The organism is Nostoc sp. C96 (genome assembly GCF_059384975.1).
The window spans coordinates 5847129-5865266 of sequence record NZ_CM182020.1; the positions used below are offsets into that span (position 1 = coordinate 5847129).

Here is an 18138-nt window from a genome sequence, read left to right on the forward strand (position 1 = left end):
GGTATGTGTAATGTAGTTTGGCATAAGCAAGAAATCGTGAACATTAAAATACCCGACTTTTTTGAAAAATCGAGTATTTCAGTCTTTTAATAAATTGCGTATTAACTTTTTTTACTCAATGCGATCGCCATCGAACCAGCTACTACTAAACAAGCACCAATAATACCTATGAGTGTAATGTTTTCTCCTGGAATTAATGTAGGTGTGAATATTGCTACTAACTCAACTGCTATTAATGTCACAATGGGTGCTAAAGTCAGCACAGCACTAACGCGTGAGGCTTCCCAATGTTCTAATGATTCCGCAAAAGCACCATAAGCAATTAAAGTATTTAAAGCACAAAAAACTAACATACTTAACTGCAAAGTATTTAGTTTTAAAATAGTGTCTGGTTTAGCCAAAGGTGTAAGTAATAAAGCACTTCCTCCATAAATCAACATCATGATGTTAGAAGAAGACAACGACTGTAATAACTGCTTTTGTGCTAAAGCGTAAACAGCCCAGACAGATGCAGCGAAAACTACTAAACCACTACCAAAAATATATGTACCCTGTGCAGTAATTAAATTGGTTATTTGGTCATGGAAAAAGATAATATACCCACAAATAAGTACACCAACCCCAATCCATTGACCCAAAGTATAACGTTCTTGAAAAATAACTAAACCACCTAAGCCTAATAACAAAGTAGCTAATTGAATCAGTACTTCTGCATTAGCAGGGGATGTCAAGGCTAAACCTTGCATAAAGAAGAAATAATTAGCCCCTAACATGAGTGTAGCGATCGCTAACAATTTCCAAGACCCAGAATGCAATTGTTGTAACTTTGGTAACTCACCACGTACTCCCAAGTAGATAGTTAGCAGTACGAAGGACACTAAAAAGCGAAACCAAACTACTGTGTAGAGATCAAGCGCTTGCACTATCACCGCCAGCGCGATCGGTAAAATTCCCCACAATAAAACAGTTAGAAGCGATAATGCCAGCCCTAAACGCCAGCGGCCAGAATTTTGATGTAATGACATTCAGTTATGGTAACAAAACTCTAATTGCTAGTGCAGAACTCACAATAGATGGTCATTTGTAGAAAAGAAACAACACCCACAAGACAGAAGCACTTTTATACATCCATATAGTAATTACTATTCAATCAACTTTTTTAATGTAATCTTTTTAGCCTGATAAAGTTAAATCAATGTTACGCGGTCAATATCAGGCTAATAGCTTACTATAAAATTTGGTTAAATCTACTTGATGTTTTTTACTAAAAAACATGGCAATTATACCTGTCATTATTGTTGGGCTTGTGATAACGAGCCTACTTACATACTCTCTACTGACTTTCAAGGGTAGATGGCGAAACAGGCAAAAAATTAAATCTCTGCAATCTAAACGGCTGAGATCTAGGTGGCAAAAAGCGATGATCATTGGAGCGATCGCCACAGTCGCCATCATTGCCGGAAACACCGTATCAGCACAAGTGACACCGCCCTTGGCTTCCCTCAAAACAGTAACAGTTCCAGAACCTGACAACCTTACAGACTTCGTAAAAAACAAAGTCGCCGCTATTAAGTTAGGAAAAGCACTGTTTTGGGATATGCAGGTGGGTAGCGACGGTGTAACCGCCTGTGCAAGTTGTCACTTCCATGCTGGCGCTGACAATAGATCCAAAAATCAGATTTCTCCTGGATTATTGCAAGTTAACGCCGATAAAACGGCAAATCCAGATACAGTTTTTGATGTTGGTAGCGCACCTAACTATCAACTCAAGCCAGAAGATTTTCCCGTCCAAACTAATGATATTGTGTCGTCTCAAGGTGTATTCAACAGCGAGTTTGTGAATGCTACGCCTGGTAATCCGGTAGATCAAGTTAACTTTTTGCCAGATCCAGTGTTTAACGTCAACGGTACAAATGTGCGCCGTGTTGAACCGCGTAACACACCAACCGTAATTGACTCCGTATTTAACTTCCGTAACTTCTGGGACGGTAGAGCGCAGGAAATCTTCAATGGAGTAAATGAATTTGGATTAAGAGATCCCAATGCTTATGTTTATAAAGCCACTACTCCTGGTCATCTAGAATCTGTAAAAGTTAGCCTCAACCATGCGTCATTAGCTTCTCAAGCTGTCGGCCCGCCAATCAGTGCTTTTGAGATGTCGGCTGATGGTCGCACCTTTATAGAAATTGGTGATAAGTTTGGGGCAATTGACCATAAATCTTACAGTGTGGGCAAAGGTAAGAAACTACCTAGAAAGACGGCAAAAAAATTACTTCCCCTAAGACCACTAGCTAAACAGATAGTACATCCAGAAGATAGTGTATTAGGCACAGATAGTAGATCACCTCAAACTGGACTACAAACTTCAACCTATGAACAACTAATTGCCCAAGCATTTAAAAATGAATGGTGGGAATCTAATCGCGTCATTCAAGTGAATGCTAACGGCAGCAAAAATGTCAGTGATAAGCCAAACGGCTCCTTACCACATAATAAGTACACACTCATGGAGTACAACTTCCCGCTGTTCTTTGGACTAGCGATACAACTTTACGAGTCTACGCTTATTGCTGACGATACACCTCTTGATCGCTTCTTAGAAGGAGACACCACTGCCCTCAACGAACAGGAGCAGCAAGGAAAATTATTATTTGAAGGCAAAGCTCGCTGCACTACTTGTCACAATGGCGCAGAACTCACAAGAGCTTCAGTTAGTGCTGTGCGGCAACAACGTATCGGGGTAATTAATATCCCGAACCGCAGAATTGTCTTTGACAATGGCTTCTTCAATATTGGTGTAAGACCGACTCTCGAAGATGTTGGTGTTGGTGGTAATGATCCCTTTGGCAATCCACTGTCAGAATCGCGATTATCTTTGTTAGGGACGTTTAAGCAATTGCTTGGTTCTGACCCTAATATTACTGTTACTGCCAATGACTTATTACTTGCGGACGGTAGTTTCAAGACACCAGGACTACGCAACATCGAACTTACAGCACCTTACTTCCATAATGGTGGCTACTTGACTTTGCAACAAGTTGTGGACTTTTACAATCGTGGCGGAGACTTTCGTCAGCAAAGCGCCCTTGCCCCATTAAATTTAACGGAACAGGAGAAAACTCAGTTGGTGGCGTTTCTTCAAGCCTTGACTGATGAGCGAGTTCGCGGTGAAAAAGCTCCTTTTGACCACCCACAATTGTTTGTTCCCAATGGTCATCCAGGTGACTCTACCTCTGTCGCTGACGATGGTACAGGCAAAGCTACAGATAGCTTCCTAGAAATTCCAGCTGTGGGTAAGTTTGGTGGCAATGGTACACCTAATTTCTTAGAAAATTAGTAAATTAGCTAGGTTTTGTAATTCACTAATATTTTCGTACTACCCCTGTAGACATACAGGGGTTTTCTGTAGAAAACGGTTGTTGAAATATTCGCATCTTTTATTACTATCTATAGAATTTAATATTAAAAAATCATTAATTTTTAATTGTCGAGTCTAGTTTCGAGATGGCAAAAGATAGAAGTATAAAGTAGTATGTATATCTTATTGACGAAAGTACTTAGTAACAGCTAAATTTCTGGCAGTGAGAGACTATATATTGAGGATAAACTTTAGTTTTAGCTTTCAAAGTTAATCATTTATCAGGAAAATTATATTTTTTAAAAGTTTTTGCCGAAATTGTGTATTTTTTACCATTATCTTTACTCAGCGGGTGACACAATCATACTTACTATTTATTCGCTAAGGAATTGTGAAGAAAAATAATACATAACTGCATAATATCTCTCAAAACTGAAGCCAAAAGTCTGCCAGAGAATATCAGACAACTTCAGAAATTTTTAGGTTGCTTCTACTGATGGCAGCCAAAAATTTTATTGGTAAAAATTAAAAATTAACTCATAATCTTTATCAGGGCTAAAGTAAATGAATAAAGTAACTTTTTATGTAATTTTGTTGCAAGGTTTATTATTAGGAATAGGAACTGCTAATGCTGAGTCACTAAGGGCTAACAAAGACAATAAAGCTTTAAATGTTAACCAGATTGCAGAAATTACAGATAGCAAAAATAGCCAAGAACCTGCCTGGAAAAAATTACCATCGCCGCAAGTTTGGGTAATTAATCAAGATAAAAAAGTCCAAAGTCAACCATTTACTTGGGTCGTCAAAAATATCAAGCAAGCAGAAAAACAACCCTTTTTAGAAGTGGGTAAACCCAGCAATAAACCAGAAAAAAAGCCAAATACTCCGGCGAAACCAGCAGCTAAAGATGATTTAGAAGCATTTGATGAAGTAATTAAAGATGCTGAAAAAAAAGAGGGACTATTTACTCTCTATCGTAATTCTAAAAAGAATAAAGTTTACCTAGAAATTAAACCAGAACAGTTAAATAATAATTATTTAGCAACTGCCACATTAGAATCGGGAATTGGCGAACGAGGTATTTATAGCGGTATACCTTTGCAAGATTTTTTGTTTTATTGGCAGCGGGTAGGCGACAAATTACACTTTGTTGTTCGCAACGTTAATTTTCGCACGCGGGATGGAGATCCACAAGCGCGATCGCTGGCTCGGTCATTTAGCGATTCAATTCTCTATATGTTACCGATCAAAAGCGTTCATCCCCAACGCAAAACTATTCTCATCGACCTCAGTGATTTACTCCTTTCCGACTTAGCCGGATTATCTGCAAGTTTAGGTGTGACCGCCACCACAGACCAATCATACTTTGGTGAGGCGAAAGCTTTTCCCCAGAACGTCGAAATTGAGTCGGTATTAAATTTCTCAAGTGCAAGTAGTAGTCGAGATAATCAACGGCTGAATTTCGCCTCCCTCGCTGACGACCGTGGCTTTACTTTACGCGTCCACTACAGTCTTTCACAATTACCCAATAATAATTACCGCCCACGTTTAGCCGACGAACGAGTGGGTTATTTCATCACCGCTTACCAAGACTTAACCAAAGACAGCGGCGACCCCTTTGTGCGTTATGTCAATCGCTGGAATTTAGAAAAAGAAGACCCCAAAGCCAAAATCTCCCGTCCCAAAAAACCAATTGTTTTCTGGATTGATAATGCAGTCCCTTTAGAATATCGTGATGCCATTAAAGAAGGCATTTTAATGTGGAATAAAGCTTTTCTCAAAGCCGGATTTAAAGATGCGATTGAAGCTAAACAAATGCCAGATAACGCCACCTGGGATCCGGCGGATATTCGCTACAACACAATTCGCTGGATAAACACAGTCGATGGTTATTTTGCAATGGGGCCATCCCGCGTTAACCCCCTAACCGGAGAAATTTTAGATGCAGACATTTTAGTTGATGCTAGTTTTGTGCGGGCGTTGAAGAGTGAGTATCGCAAAATTGTCCAACCTAACGCCAACCAAAATCGCACCTCCCTATCAGCATGGATGCAAAATCGCTTTCTTTGCGGCGGGGAAGCAGCCAAAGACCAAAATTCTCCCCAGCCAGAACAAAACGGGTTATTGCGAAATTTATCCAAACTAGCTGGGGAGTATGACTTGTGTTATGGCATGGAAGCAGCTAATCAATTTGCCTTTGGTTCCTTGGCAATGACGCTGTTAAAAGACGGTACACCCAGCCAAGACCAAGTAAAAGAATATATTAATCAATATTTACGGTTAATTATTGCCCACGAAGTCGGTCACACCCTTGGTTTGCGGCATAACTTCCGGGGTAGTACTTTGTTACCACCCCAAGAAATGAACAATAAAGATGTCACCCACAATAAAGGTTTGACTGCTTCTGTAATGGATTACATTCCGCCAAATATTGCGCCCCAAGGCACAAAGCAGGGTGATTATTTTCCGAGTACGGTGGGGGCTTATGATGATTGGGCAATTCAATATGGTTATATCTCTACCCAAGCAACCACTCCCATTGCCGAAAAACCATTGTTGCAGGAAATTGCCAACCAATCTTATAAGCCAGAGTTGAGTTATTCCACAGACGAGGATGTGTACGACCTCGACCCCACAGCCGATGCTTGGGACAATAGTAACAACGTGCTGGTTTATTCCCAATGGCAGTTAGATAATTCACGGGTGATGTGGGATCGTCTGAACAAAGGTTATCCCACAGCCGGGGAAAGCTATAGCGATGTCAGTGAACGCTTTAGTACAGTGTTAGGCAATTATTTCCAGCAAATTTATTATGTGAGTAAATATATTGGCGGACAGTCTTTTTACCGCATCAAAGGCGGTGATGTAGACTCTAGCAAACTGAGTGGACAAAATCGTTTACCATTTCAACCAGTCCCCGTAGAAGAACAACGCCAAGCCTTAAAAACCTTACAAAAGTATGTGTTTGCCGAAGATGCCTTAAAATTTTCTCCAGACTTGCTGAATAAATTAGCACCTTCGCGTTGGCGACACTGGGGCAGCTACCCCCGCGTAGGACGTTTAGATTATCCGATTCACGAGTTGGTTTTGTTCTTGCAGAGTGCAGTGTTGCGCGATTTACTCTCAGGCGATCGCCTCAACCGTCTCAAAGATTTAGAACTCAAAGCTCAGTCAGGACAAGCACTGACACTGCCAGAATTATTTGACACACTCCAATCAGGTATTTGGACAGAAGTCATCAAACCGCAAAGGTCAGCTTTGCAAATCTCCAGTATGCGGCGAGGTTTGCAACGAGAATACCTGAATCTCTTAATTGGTATTGTGTTGCGGAAAGAATCCGTCCCAGAAGATGCGCGGACTTTAGCTTGGTACAAACTCAAGCAATTAGATGAAAAACTGGCTCAGGTCAGTTCTGACGATGAATATAGCAAAGCTCATATTCTCGAAACACGCGATCGCATTGCTAAAGCCTTGAATGCACAATTACAAGGAAATTGAAGAAGCTAAACTCTTTACACAAAAAGATCCCCGACTTTTTTGAAAAGTCGGGGATCTGAGCCAATCCAATTTTCACAAATCAAATCGGATTACCGTATGTCATTTCTTAATGAAATAGTACAGACTGGAATGTAAATCAATACAGTTCACTTAATATCCCCCGCCTGCTTTTTAAAGGGGGGTTGGGGAATCTAAGAAGAAATAGAACAGTATTGGCAGATAAATTCCAGTAAAGACAACAATCTATGACAATTGAGGTCTCACCCAAGTACAACTTCTTGCCTCGCTTTTACAAATTGGCAAGCATTAGTATGCTATCCAACATGATGGTTCCCCTAGCAGGTTTGGTAGACATCGCCTTTTTGGGACACTTGGCAGATATCCGTCACTTGGCGGGAGTTATTTTAGCAACGATTATTTTTGACTACCTTTACCGAGTCTTGAAATTTCTGCGTTCTAGTGTGAATGCGTTGACTGCACAAGCTGTCGGACTCGATGACCACAAAGCCGTACTCTTAGCTGGGATACGCAGTGGCTTAATTGCGATCGCTATTGGTTTATTAATTCTGTCCCTACAATACCCATTACAAAAACTTGGCTTTACAATTCTCAGCGGTTCCCCAGACATTGAAATCGCTGGGGCTGATTATTTCCAAGCCAGAATTTGGGGAGCGCCAGCCGTGCTGCTGAATTTTGTCTTAATTGGCTGGTTTATGGGGCAAGAAAAAAATAGTGTAGTCTTGCTCATGTCTGTGATTGGTAACGGTTCTAATGTGGTCTTGGACTATTTGATGATTTCGCTGTGGGGTTGGGAAAGTATGGGAGCAGGAATAGCCACAGCGATTAGTCAATATCTGGCGCTAGTGACTGGTGTGATCTATGCCTGCTTTAGTATTCCCTGGCAAACTTTACCCGCTGCTTTACAAGAAGTATTTGATTGGGTAGCCCTGAAAGATACTGTAGCGCTCAAGAGTAACATTCTCATCCGCTTTGTCGTGCTTATTTCCACTTATGCCATCTTCACCAACTTGAGCGCAGCAATGGGAACAGAAATATTAGCCGAGAATGGGTTGTTATTACAGATTGCTTTGCTAAGTCAGTTTACAGTCCAAGGTGTGGGAATGACCACTCAAACACTCACTGGAAACTTTTATAGCAAAGGTGCTAAAGAACAGATGAGTACATTACTGACTGTCTCAATATTAACCAGTTTGGTAATTGCATTAGGTTTTGCTGCCGTATCGGTTCTGTTTCCTGATACAGTATTTGGGCTGTTAACTAATCACGCCGAAGTTAACAAACATATCAGTAATTATACAATTTGGTTATTGCCGCTTTTAGGATTAACCGCCATTGCCTTTATGTTGGAAGGTTATTTCATCGGCTTAAAAGAAGGTGCAACCCTACGTAATGCAGTCTTAATTGCTTTTGGATTGGGCTTTTTGCCTGTAGCAATTACATCTGCGTATCTTCACAATAACCAACTGTTGTGGATGTCGCTGGTAGCTTATATGGCAGTTAATTTAACAGTATTGGCAGTACAAATACCCCGCACATTTGGTAGCCCAACTCTAGAAAATCAGCAACCACTACCATCTAGTTAGTTAAGGCAGAAAATTGCACGCAGATATACTACTAATATTAAAAACAATTCTTACTTTTGCCTTTTGCCTTTTGCCTTTTGCCATAAATCATGACTCCAGTAGATATTCTCATTCTCTCCAATGGCCCTGGAGAAATTACAACCTGGGTGCGTCCAGTTGTTCAAGCATTACGCCAACAACTAGGAGATGACCGTTCTTTAGTCAGAATTTCTGTAGTCTTATCACCTTGTCCAAATGCTAGTGGTAAAGAAGCTGCGATCGCTCTTTCTTACCCAGAAGTTGATAGAGTCCAGGGAGTAGAACATTTTTGGCAATTTTTACTTTGGGGAAAAACATATAACAATTGGGATTGGAGAAGCCACGGTGTTGTAGTTTTCCTGGGTGGCGATCAAATTTTTCCAGTAATCATCGGCAAAAAACTCGGATATCGCACCGTAGTTTACGCTGAATGGGAAGCGCGGTGGCATAACTTAATTGATCGCTTTGGTGTCATGAAAGCAAAAGTCGCTGAAAAAGTCTCTCAAAAATACGCCCATAAATTTACAGTCGTCGGCGACTTAATGCTAGAAGCCGCCACAAATGACAAAGGACAAATTACAAACGACCAAAAACAAACTCAAATCATCGGCCTTCTCCCAGGTTCAAAAGCCGCCAAACTGACTCAAGGAGTTCCCTTAACTTTAGCTATTGCTGAATACATCCACGCTAAACAGCCGCAAACTAAGTTTGTTATTCCCGTAGCACCAACCTTGGATTTACAAACCTTAGCCAGTTTTGCGGATTCCCAACAAAACTCTTTCGTCGAAACTTTTAAATTTTCCAGTGCTTCCTTAGTTCTCTCAGAACAAACTGATGAGTATCCGCTACTAAAAACAACTCAAGGATTAAATATCGAGCTACATCAAGAAAATCCTGCATATAGCATCTTATCGCAATGTAGTATCTGCTTAACTACAGTCGGCGCAAACACTGCCGAACTTGGTTCTTTAGGCGTACCAATGCTTGTGTTATTGCCAACTCAGCAGCTTGATGCTATGCGTTCTTGGGATGGTCTACCTGGATTATTAGCGAATTTGCCGGGATTGGGTACAACATTTGCCAAATTAATTAACTGGCTATTTCTGCGACGCAAGGGTTTATTAGCATGGCCAAATATCTGGGCGCAATCAGAAATAGTCCCAGAACTTGTAGGTCAATTGCAACCACAAGAAATTGGCGAAATGGTATTAGACTTGTTAGCCCATCCAAAAAAATTGGATGAGATGCGTCACAATCTCAGACGCGTTCGTGGCGAAAGCGGTGCAGCACAAAAGATAGCGCAGATTGTTTGTGAGGAAATTGGATAAAAATTAAAGACCAACAGATTCTAAATCATCTGGTAACGTTGGGTCATTAAGGGCATCGCGGAAGTATTTTCCAGATAATCCAACTGCCGCAAAAATAGGTGTACCAGCCTTCAGGTCAAAAATATACGCAGTGTACTTTGTTGAACGGCGAGGATGTGAAGGAAAGGTAGAACCACTAAGGTCAAAGTTTCCTTTGACTACTACTAACATCATTGGTGGTTCTCCTTCCTTAAAGTCAAACTCGCCGAAACCAGTAGCAGGAATTTCAGCAGCTTTGATTGGACGGTCAAAGATTGCTTCAGGGGTGCCACTTATAATCTTGAATTGACAAGAATGAGCAAGAGTATAATTGACGGCAGCTTGTCTAATCTCTTGCTCTGAAGCTGAAATTAGTGGACGTTTTTGAAATATATTCAAACGATTATTTTCTTCAGAAAAGAATTTTTTGAGTATTTCTGGAGGAATGTTACTACGTTGATTTTGAATTAAACAACGATCTGATAAAGCAGCTACAGATGGTATGGCACAAAAACTCACTAACAATAATGTCAAGCTCAATAAAGCTTTTTTCATAATTTTATTTTTAAGAAATTGCTTTCCTCCATATTGTAATAAAGTAACGTAATTTCTGGCATTAACCAGGTTTTAATGCACATACATAATTCTTACTCAGCCGAGAAGCTCAAGAAGAAATTCTTTTCTTTCTGATCTTCCTTAATCTGAAGACTGACCATCTCGTCGCCCCAGTTCATAAATGCCAGAACCCATACAAGCCAGTATCCCCATACTAATTGCCCAACTCCTACCTAAGCTAATTTCTACGCCCCAGTTACATAAAGTACCTATCCCTAAAAATGGCAGGATGCTAAATAATGAGGCATAAAAAGCGTTTTGAGATTCTCTGGCTTTGCGAGTCTTCTCAAATTCCGTCTGGCTGGTGTAAAGCGATCGCTCGGCAAAATTAAACCAGCGGTTCAATTGCTCAATTACCCATTCACTACACGGGAATAAACCTAAGTACAGCGCTAAAGACCACAGACTAGCGCCAGCGATCGCAACAGTATCTACTTCAAAAGAGAAAGGCAATATATCAGTCAGCATAGCTTGGGTGCGTCCTGCAAATGGTCATCTTGGCCTTTTTTCAAGCTCGATTGACCTATTCAGCAATTTTAAGCATAAATGCTTGCACGATTTCAACTATCTAGAGCAAAAAGTCACTGTTCACAAGATACAGGAAATATTCAGCAGGCAATATTTTTCTCTGTTCCTGATTCTCTAGTGACACTTACGTATATACATAAGTATGGTTACAGTCCCTATGGCTGGTAACTGCTAGTAGATAAGAGATAGCAACTAGGCGCATCGTGTAAAAAATATATTTATCTAGTAAAAAATCTGCAAAATTGCCGCTTGAACTTAATTTTCTAATTCCGAAATCTGATACCATAATCGGGGCGTTGCCTAGGCTAATATCCTGCACCCACAAGTAATATTAGTAAATTCATCACACAAAATCACATTGTTATGTAAACAGTTAGCATAAATAATCCCAATCAAAAATTAAAAATAGAATTGCATTTTCTGGCAATAATTAAGCACTAAATAATCAGGAATTATCCAAAACTTTCAACTAATAATATGACAAGAAGGAATCAAATAATGGGTCAAAGACCAAAAAAAGTATTGCTTTCTGGAGCTACATTATTAGTATTTGGTTTAGGTGTTGTTGGTTTCAGCACTTTAGGGTCAAATGTAGAAACAGTTACAGCCAGAGAAGTGCAGCAAAGAACAGCCACCAGAAGCAATGGTTGGTTAGCCGCTTCTTTTCCGGTAGAAAACTTTCAAGCATACACATCACCCTTTGGTTATCGCCGTTCTGCGACTGGTGGGTCTAATTGGGAATTTCACGGCGGCTTAGATATAGCTGCACCACAAGGTAGTTATATTCGCAATTGGTGGGTAGGTACAGTAGTTAAAGTGAGCGATCGCACTGCTTGTGGAACTCACATAGTCATTAAATCCGGTGAGTGGGAACATACCTATTGCCATTTGGAAGGTCATGTAGAAACTGCATCTGGTCGGCGTTACTTGATAGATAGGGCTGGTGGAATTCAGATTTGGGAAGGTCAAGTAATTCCCACTGGAGTCAGGATTGCTCGTGTGGGTATGACAGGACGCACCACCGGGCCGCATCTCCATTGGGGACTGAAATATGCAAATAACTATGTAGACCCTGCTTTAGTGTTACGAGAAATGTTTACTCAGCAACAAATTGCCAGCCGAGAGTCAAAAATTGTGATTCAAGAGTCAAAAAATCAGCGCGATTCGGGTTATTAAAATAGACTTCATCAGTTAGAATCCTGGCTCCTAACTCCTGAATTATATTTTGGCATTTTGGCACATTGATAACTGTAAGTGTTGCTATGCTATTTGAGAGAAAAACATCCTAAATTAGAGCAATATTAATTTTATCCTCTGGCATTAACCAGGGGATTTTTTATCTTCAAATCTAAACAAGTATTAGAACATAACATTAAAAAATAAATTCTCATACTAACAGTCACAGCAAATACTTTGGTATATATGTCAACCAAAAAAACTGGAGTGTTATTGCTTAGGAAATAATGAGTGACCACATACAGTTGTTAGTTAAATATATGGACATAAAGAAATTTCATGTCCTCCCTCATTGCAAGGGAAGCAAAGCAATTGCATAGTCTCTGGGATTGCTTCGCTTCTCTGCGAGACGCTAACGCGAACGCTCGCAATGACATTTTATATTTAATTATGCCTACCTACTTAATCAACTAAAAAATATTTTTTGCTAACTAAATATACAGTGACGTATATCTGATGATAGAGAAGAAACTTACTCCGAGGGATTGAGGAAAATTTTAGTAAAAAAGGATAGGAATAGATGTATTGAACTCAATAAAATTGTAATCACAAAATTTTAACTAATAGGAGAAGTTGAAATGGTTGTTGGTGTACGGAGACGGTCTATAGGCGTATTTTCTAATCGTAGAGATGCCGAAGAAGCACTACATGAATTGAGAAATTCTGGCTTTCCGATGGATAGAGTTTCTGTGATTGCCAGAGATGCAGACGGTAAAGATGATATTGCTGGTACCCAAGTCAGCGATCGCATCGGCGACAAATCTGATGAAGGTGCGAAAGTTGGCGCAGCTACAGGCGGCGCTTTAGGTGGCTTAACAGGCTTATTAGTTGGTCTTGGCACTTTGGCAATCCCTGGTATTGGGCCAATTATGTTAGCAGGTGCAACAGCAACTGCGATCGCTACTACTATTGCTGGGGCTGGTATTGGTGCAGTAGCTGGTAGTTTAATTGGTGCCTTAATTGGTTTAGGAATCCCCGAAGAACGCGCCAGAGTTTATAACGATCGCGTCCAACGAGGCGGCTATTTGGTCATCGTAGATGGCACAGATGATGAAATCGCTAGAGCAGAAGCCATCCTCCATCGTCGGGGAATTGAAGAATATGGTATTTATGACCATCCCCATACCCATGAAGTTCATCGGGAAACTGGTTATAGCAAACACGCTCTAGGTTACTTTAATCTGCGGCAAGATGCAGAAGCTGCAATTAATGATTTACGAGTCGCAGGCTTTCCCCTGAGCCAAATTTCCTTAATTCATCGGGAGTCTGTCAATCAAGATGCCTTAAGAGGCGTGAATTTTAGCGATCGCTTGGATGCTATTCGCTATGGCTTACCAGATGACCGCACTCGCTTTTACAATGAGCGTATCAATCACGGTGATTACATAGTTGCAGTCAGTGGTACAGATGACGAAATCAATCGTGCTGCGACCATTCTCAATCACCATAAAATTCAACAGTGGCAAATTTTTGACCCTCGCAGCCACTCAACAACACCTGTACATCAGCACCAAAACCGTCGCGCCGTGGGAGTATTTTCCCACCGTCGTGATGCAGAAGCCGCACTCAATGAACTGCGTGATGCTGGCTTTCCGATGAATCGCGTTTCACTCATCGCTAAAGACACAGACGGTCATGGTGTGGCTGGTGTCGGTAATAAAGCTGATGAAGGTGCTAAAGCCGGTGCAGCTACAGGCGGTGCATTAGGTGGTTTAGGCGGCTTATTAGTTGGTTTAGGTGCATTAGCCATTCCCGGAATCGGCCCTGTAATTGCTGGTGGTGCAGTGGCGACAGCCTTAGCCACAACCATTGCTGGTGGGGCGATTGGTGCAGCCGCAGGTGGTTTAGTTGGCGCATTAGTTGGTTTAGGTATTCCCGAAGACCGCGCCAGAGTATATAGCGATCGCTTCCAACGCGGCGATTACTTAGTCATGGTTGACGGTACAGAAGCGGAAATTCAACACGCTCAAACCATCCTGCAACGTCGGGGAATTGAAGACTTTGGCATCTTTGACGCTACCGATATCGATCCAGAAGCTCATCGTGGTTTGGACTGGACAAGACATCAAGAAACCCCAGTTATCGAAACTGGTCGTACTAATCATCCAGTAACAGGCAATCATCAAGATCATACCGTCACAATTGTTGATCGTCGTGATGACACACTCTAACCAAAGTTAGTTGTTAATCCTAACTTGCTTGTTTGTAATTATGGGTGCGATCGCCAGTCAAAAATCCTTCGTGTCCACTATATCTATCACTAATTAAACAAATGAAAAAACTAGCTCCCTTCTTCATTAGTAGCTTATTACTTGTTAGTGCTGCTGCTTGTCAGAATCCTTCTAAAACCAGTGAGTCAGCACCCGATACAGTAAGTCAAAATCCTGCATCACCTGCGGCACAAACAACTCAAGAAGCAAAAGAAGACGCTCAAAGTGAATTGCGCCGCCGACAACTTAATGAAGATATTCGCGCGCGTGAACAACGAAATAATGCTACTGGTGGTGATACCAACAGAGCAACAGGCGACCTCGCCAGCGAAGTTCGCTCTAAATTAGAAGCTAATATCCCTGACGGTCAAATCACAGTAGCGGCTGACCAGCAAGGTATAGTAACTGTCAACGGTACGGTGAAAAATCAAGATCAACTGAAGAAGATTCAGCCTTTAGCCCAAGAAATTAAAGGTGTTAAAAGCGTAGTTAACAAAGTAGTTGTGGCTCCACCAAAACAATAACAGAGTTAACGGCAAATCCAAATTAATAGACGGGCATCAAGAAACGTAGAAAACTTGATGATGATTACTAATCAGAGGTTGGTTGAGTTAAAACTAACCTCTGATTTAGCCCGCTATTTTATTTTTTGTGCCTTTCTTAGTAAAATTATTGTGATTAGTAAAATTCTAAAAATATGGCACTCGAACAAGAATTCAATTCTGTAGATATGGCATCTTCAACAAGTCCAGTCGCCCTTGAAGGTGTAGACACGCAAAACTTACCAAAGCTGCCCCCTGCCCGTAAACCTGAAACTCAATGGCAGCAAATAAATCGCCAAATATCTCAGTTTTTAGATCAGCTACCCTATTATTTAAATCAGTTTTGGGTAGCCTACAAATTACCTTTAATAACCCTAGTTTTAGTTTTAGCAGCTACTGTCACACTCAAAGTTGTACTCACAGTACTGAATGCTATTAATGACTTGCCATTGATAGAGCCAACTTTACAGTTAATTGGCATTATTTACTCTACTTGGTTTGTCTTTCGTTATCTTCTGCAATCTTCAACTCGTCAAGAACTTTGGGCAGAAATTCGCGCTTTCAAAGCCCAAACTTTAGGAGAATAGAAATCCTAATTTGATGAGTGAAAATTTCCAGTTTTCAGATACCCAACTTCTTGAAGAAGTTGGGTATCTATATAATTAAGAACTTAATTAAGCGATCGCTAAAAATTATTCCTCTATAATTCAACACTTCCACTCAATTTACAGTAATAACTACACCCAAACTCTCATTCGCTAACCTATCAACAGCACAGACAGCATAAGTTCCTGGTTGGACAGTAGCAAAGGTTGTCCCAGCCGATAAAATACGCTGAAGTGTCCAACTACCGCCAGATTGCCGATAAAGTGTCCAAGAACGTACAGGTTGACTATCTCCAGGTTGCCAATTGAGTTTACCGTCTTTGAATTGCAGGGCTTTGGGTGGTGCAACTGGGGCTGCATTCCGCCAAGACATAGAAGGTACTATTGCAGGTCGAGAATAAAGAGAATTTTTGAATTGGTCAGCAATACCGCGCCGATTTTGATTAATGGCACTCATACTAAAGAAAATATTCCCTAAAGACAAACTTCCGGCTAAGTTCCGGGAAATTTTCACTTGTTTATCAATTTCATCGTCTTTCCAAGCTTTACCATCTAGTTGACCAAGATTATTCCCGGTGTAAATGTGTCGCTGCTGAGAATTAATGTCTGTCCACCACTTCAATAGCGCAGGATAACTTTGTTTGGTTTGGTCAATTCGCCAATAGAGTTGAGGTGCTAAATAATCAATCCAGCCTTGTTCTAACCATTTGCGTGAATCTGCATACAGCACATTGTAAGCATCTAAACCAGTAATGCCTGCTGGTTGTCCGGGGCGGTAAATCCCAAAAGGACTAATGCCAAATTTGATATGTGGCTTTGTCGTCTTAATTCCTTGAGAGAGGCGTAACACCATTTGATTGACATTTTCTCGCCGCCAATCATCTAAACTCAATGCACCGCCAGCAGCTTTGTAAGCGGCGTAGGTTCTACTATCGGGGAAAGATTGACCTTGGATGGGATAAGGATAGAAATAATCGTCTAAATGAATTCCATCTACGTCATAGCGCCGCACAACATCAAGGATGACATTGTAGGCTCTATCTTGAACAATTTTCGAGCCTGGTTCCATCCACAGTTGATTACCCCATTGATAAACTACTTCTGGATGAGTCACTGCTATATGAGGGCGAACATTAGGAGAACCCTTGATGCTAGTTTTAGCGCGGTAGGGGTTGAACCAAGCATGAACTTCTATATTGCGTTTGTGACATTCGGCGATCGCAAACTCTAAAGGATCATAAAATGGTTCTGGCGCTCTCCCTTGAGTTCCCGTAATCCAAGCACTCCAAGGTTCTAATTCCGAAGCATACAAAGCATCCCCTTCTGGGCGTACCTGCAAAATTAAAGCGTTGAAATTCAGTGCTTGCAACTGGTTGACAATTTCCAAAAATTCTGATTTTTGTTGGGCCGTTGATAACCCAGCTTTAGAAGGCCAATCAATATTCGACACCGAGGCTACCCAAGCCCCGCGAAACTCTCGTGTATGGCTGAGTTTTAATGTACCGGGTACTGGAGGAGTGGGTATGGGTGTTGGTATGGGTGTGGGCGTTGGCGTAGGGATAGGTACAGGTGTAGGTACTGGTGTTGTGTTTGCTGGTACTACAAGGTAAACAGAAGGAATCTTCGGGGCGCTACCCAAATACACCAAAGCTTGATAAACCATCACCGCGACATCGCCGCGAGTAGCAGCTGTCGCATAGTTAAGTAACTTGATATTGGGGAAACTAGCCACAAAGCCGGCACTTGTCGCCAATGCTACTTGATTTCTCGCATAACCGGGAATGTTAACTGCATCTTGATAAATTTGGGGTAGTTGGTTGACTAAGTCCGGGTTGATTTTTGCTGCAATGTCCAACCCGTTTACCAGAGAAACTAAAACATCACCCCTAGCAATGCGATTATTTGGACGGAAATATTTATCGGGGTAGCCAGCCAAAAATCCGGTTTCGTAAGCTTTTTGAATGGCGCTTGCAGCCCAGTGATTTGCTGGAACATCAACAAAAGGAGAGTATTGGCGCTTGACTGGTACAGTAAAAACTGCTGCAACTATCGCCGCAAACTCAGCACGCGTCACTGAGTTATCTGGGCGAAAAGTCCCGTTGGGATAACCATTTAAAATACGCCGCCCTGCTAAGGCTTCAATAAACAGACGCGCCCAATGGTTTTGAATATCTGAGAAACGTGCAGTAGTAGAGACCATTGTTGATTGTCACTAGTTTGCTTGGCTGGATTCTAGCAGTGCGATCGCAATTCCTCCCGGACTTTCCTATAAATTTTCATATTTGGTAATCTTTTCTGGGCTGTGGCGACAGTTTGCGTTAATCAAATCCATAGTTATTCAACTTACAAAAATTTTACTATGTCTGTCAGGGCATTTTTTTCTCAGAATAATGCTCATAAATGAGGGAACTACTGAAATGAGTAAGCAATTTGGTATTTTGAGCAAGCAATATACTAAATTGCTGAATAAATCTCTCAAAATGAGAAAGTAACTAGGCAAAATGAGTAAGTAAATATGCCTTTTGCTGCTGAAAATTAATTTCATTATCTAATGAATAATTTATTTCAGATGGGAACA

At 41.1% G+C, this 18138-nt stretch carries 12 protein-coding genes; 8 read left to right on the forward strand and 4 right to left on the reverse strand.

Annotation, left to right across the window (positions count from 1 at the left end):
• Nucleotides 1-101: 101 nt before the first annotated feature.
• Nucleotides 102-1025 carry a DMT family transporter gene (locus tag AC504W_RS24995; protein ID WP_494874933.1) on the reverse strand — a complete coding sequence of 308 codons (924 nt, stop codon included), beginning with the start codon at nucleotides 1023-1025 and terminating at the stop codon, nucleotides 102-104.
• A 248-nt stretch (nucleotides 1026-1273) separates the two neighbouring features.
• Between AC504W_RS24995 and AC504W_RS25000 the strand changes: the two genes are divergently transcribed.
• The 4 genes from AC504W_RS25000 to AC504W_RS25015 all read left to right on the forward strand — a co-directional run bounded on the left by AC504W_RS25000 (nucleotide 1274) and on the right by AC504W_RS25015 (nucleotide 9806).
• On the forward strand, nucleotides 1274-3337 hold the full coding sequence (locus AC504W_RS25000) for a cytochrome-c peroxidase (RefSeq protein ID WP_494874934.1): 2064 nt from the start codon (nucleotides 1274-1276) through the stop codon (nucleotides 3335-3337).
• Nucleotides 3338-3922: 585 nt separating this feature from the next.
• Nucleotides 3923-6856 carry a zinc-dependent metalloprotease gene (locus tag AC504W_RS25005; RefSeq protein WP_494874935.1) on the forward strand — a complete coding sequence of 978 codons (2934 nt, stop codon included), beginning with the start codon at nucleotides 3923-3925 and terminating at the stop codon, nucleotides 6854-6856.
• A gap of 245 nt (nucleotides 6857-7101) precedes the next feature.
• Nucleotides 7102-8460 (forward strand): guanitoxin biosynthesis MATE family efflux transporter GntT, encoded by a 1359-nt coding sequence (gene gntT / locus AC504W_RS25010; RefSeq protein ID WP_494874936.1) that lies wholly within the window; start codon nucleotides 7102-7104, stop codon nucleotides 8458-8460.
• 89 nt (nucleotides 8461-8549) lie between these two features.
• A complete protein-coding gene (locus AC504W_RS25015) occupies nucleotides 8550-9806 on the forward strand; it encodes a glycosyltransferase family protein (RefSeq protein WP_494874937.1) in 1257 nt (418 codons plus the stop codon).
• 3 nt (nucleotides 9807-9809) lie between these two features.
• Here AC504W_RS25015 and AC504W_RS25020 read toward each other — a convergent pair whose 3' ends face one another.
• Both AC504W_RS25020 and AC504W_RS25025 read right to left on the reverse strand, forming a co-directional pair.
• Entirely contained in the window at nucleotides 9810-10379 is a 570-nt protein-coding gene (locus tag AC504W_RS25020) for a hypothetical protein (RefSeq protein WP_494874938.1), read from the reverse strand.
• Between the two features lie 141 nt (nucleotides 10380-10520).
• Nucleotides 10521-10907, reverse strand: coding sequence for a hypothetical protein (locus tag AC504W_RS25025; protein ID WP_494874939.1), 387 nt, complete (start codon nucleotides 10905-10907; stop codon nucleotides 10521-10523).
• Nucleotides 10908-11465: 558 nt separating this feature from the next.
• Between AC504W_RS25025 and AC504W_RS25030 the strand changes: the two genes are divergently transcribed.
• The 4 genes from AC504W_RS25030 (at nucleotide 11466) to AC504W_RS25045 (ending at nucleotide 15542) form a co-directional block, all read left to right on the forward strand.
• Entirely contained in the window at nucleotides 11466-12143 is a 678-nt protein-coding gene (locus AC504W_RS25030) for a M23 family metallopeptidase (RefSeq protein ID WP_494874940.1), read from the forward strand.
• Nucleotides 12144-12781: 638 nt separating this feature from the next.
• Complete coding sequence (locus AC504W_RS25035; protein ID WP_494874941.1) at nucleotides 12782-14374, forward strand: general stress protein; 1593 nt, start codon at nucleotides 12782-12784, stop codon at nucleotides 14372-14374.
• Nucleotides 14375-14475: 101 nt separating this feature from the next.
• Entirely contained in the window at nucleotides 14476-14937 is a 462-nt protein-coding gene (locus tag AC504W_RS25040) for a BON domain-containing protein (RefSeq protein WP_494874942.1), read from the forward strand.
• Nucleotides 14938-15110: 173 nt separating this feature from the next.
• The gene (locus AC504W_RS25045) at nucleotides 15111-15542 is read left to right on the forward strand and encodes a CAAD domain-containing protein (protein WP_494874943.1); all 432 of its coding nucleotides are present in this window, start codon (nucleotides 15111-15113) and stop codon (nucleotides 15540-15542) included.
• 133 nt (nucleotides 15543-15675) lie between these two features.
• On the opposite strand, the gene AC504W_RS25050 is transcribed toward AC504W_RS25045, so the two are convergent.
• Nucleotides 15676-17760 carry a glycoside hydrolase family 10-like protein gene (locus AC504W_RS25050; RefSeq protein ID WP_494874944.1) on the reverse strand — a complete coding sequence of 695 codons (2085 nt, stop codon included), beginning with the start codon at nucleotides 17758-17760 and terminating at the stop codon, nucleotides 15676-15678.
• Between the last annotated feature and the right edge of the window lie 378 nt (nucleotides 17761-18138).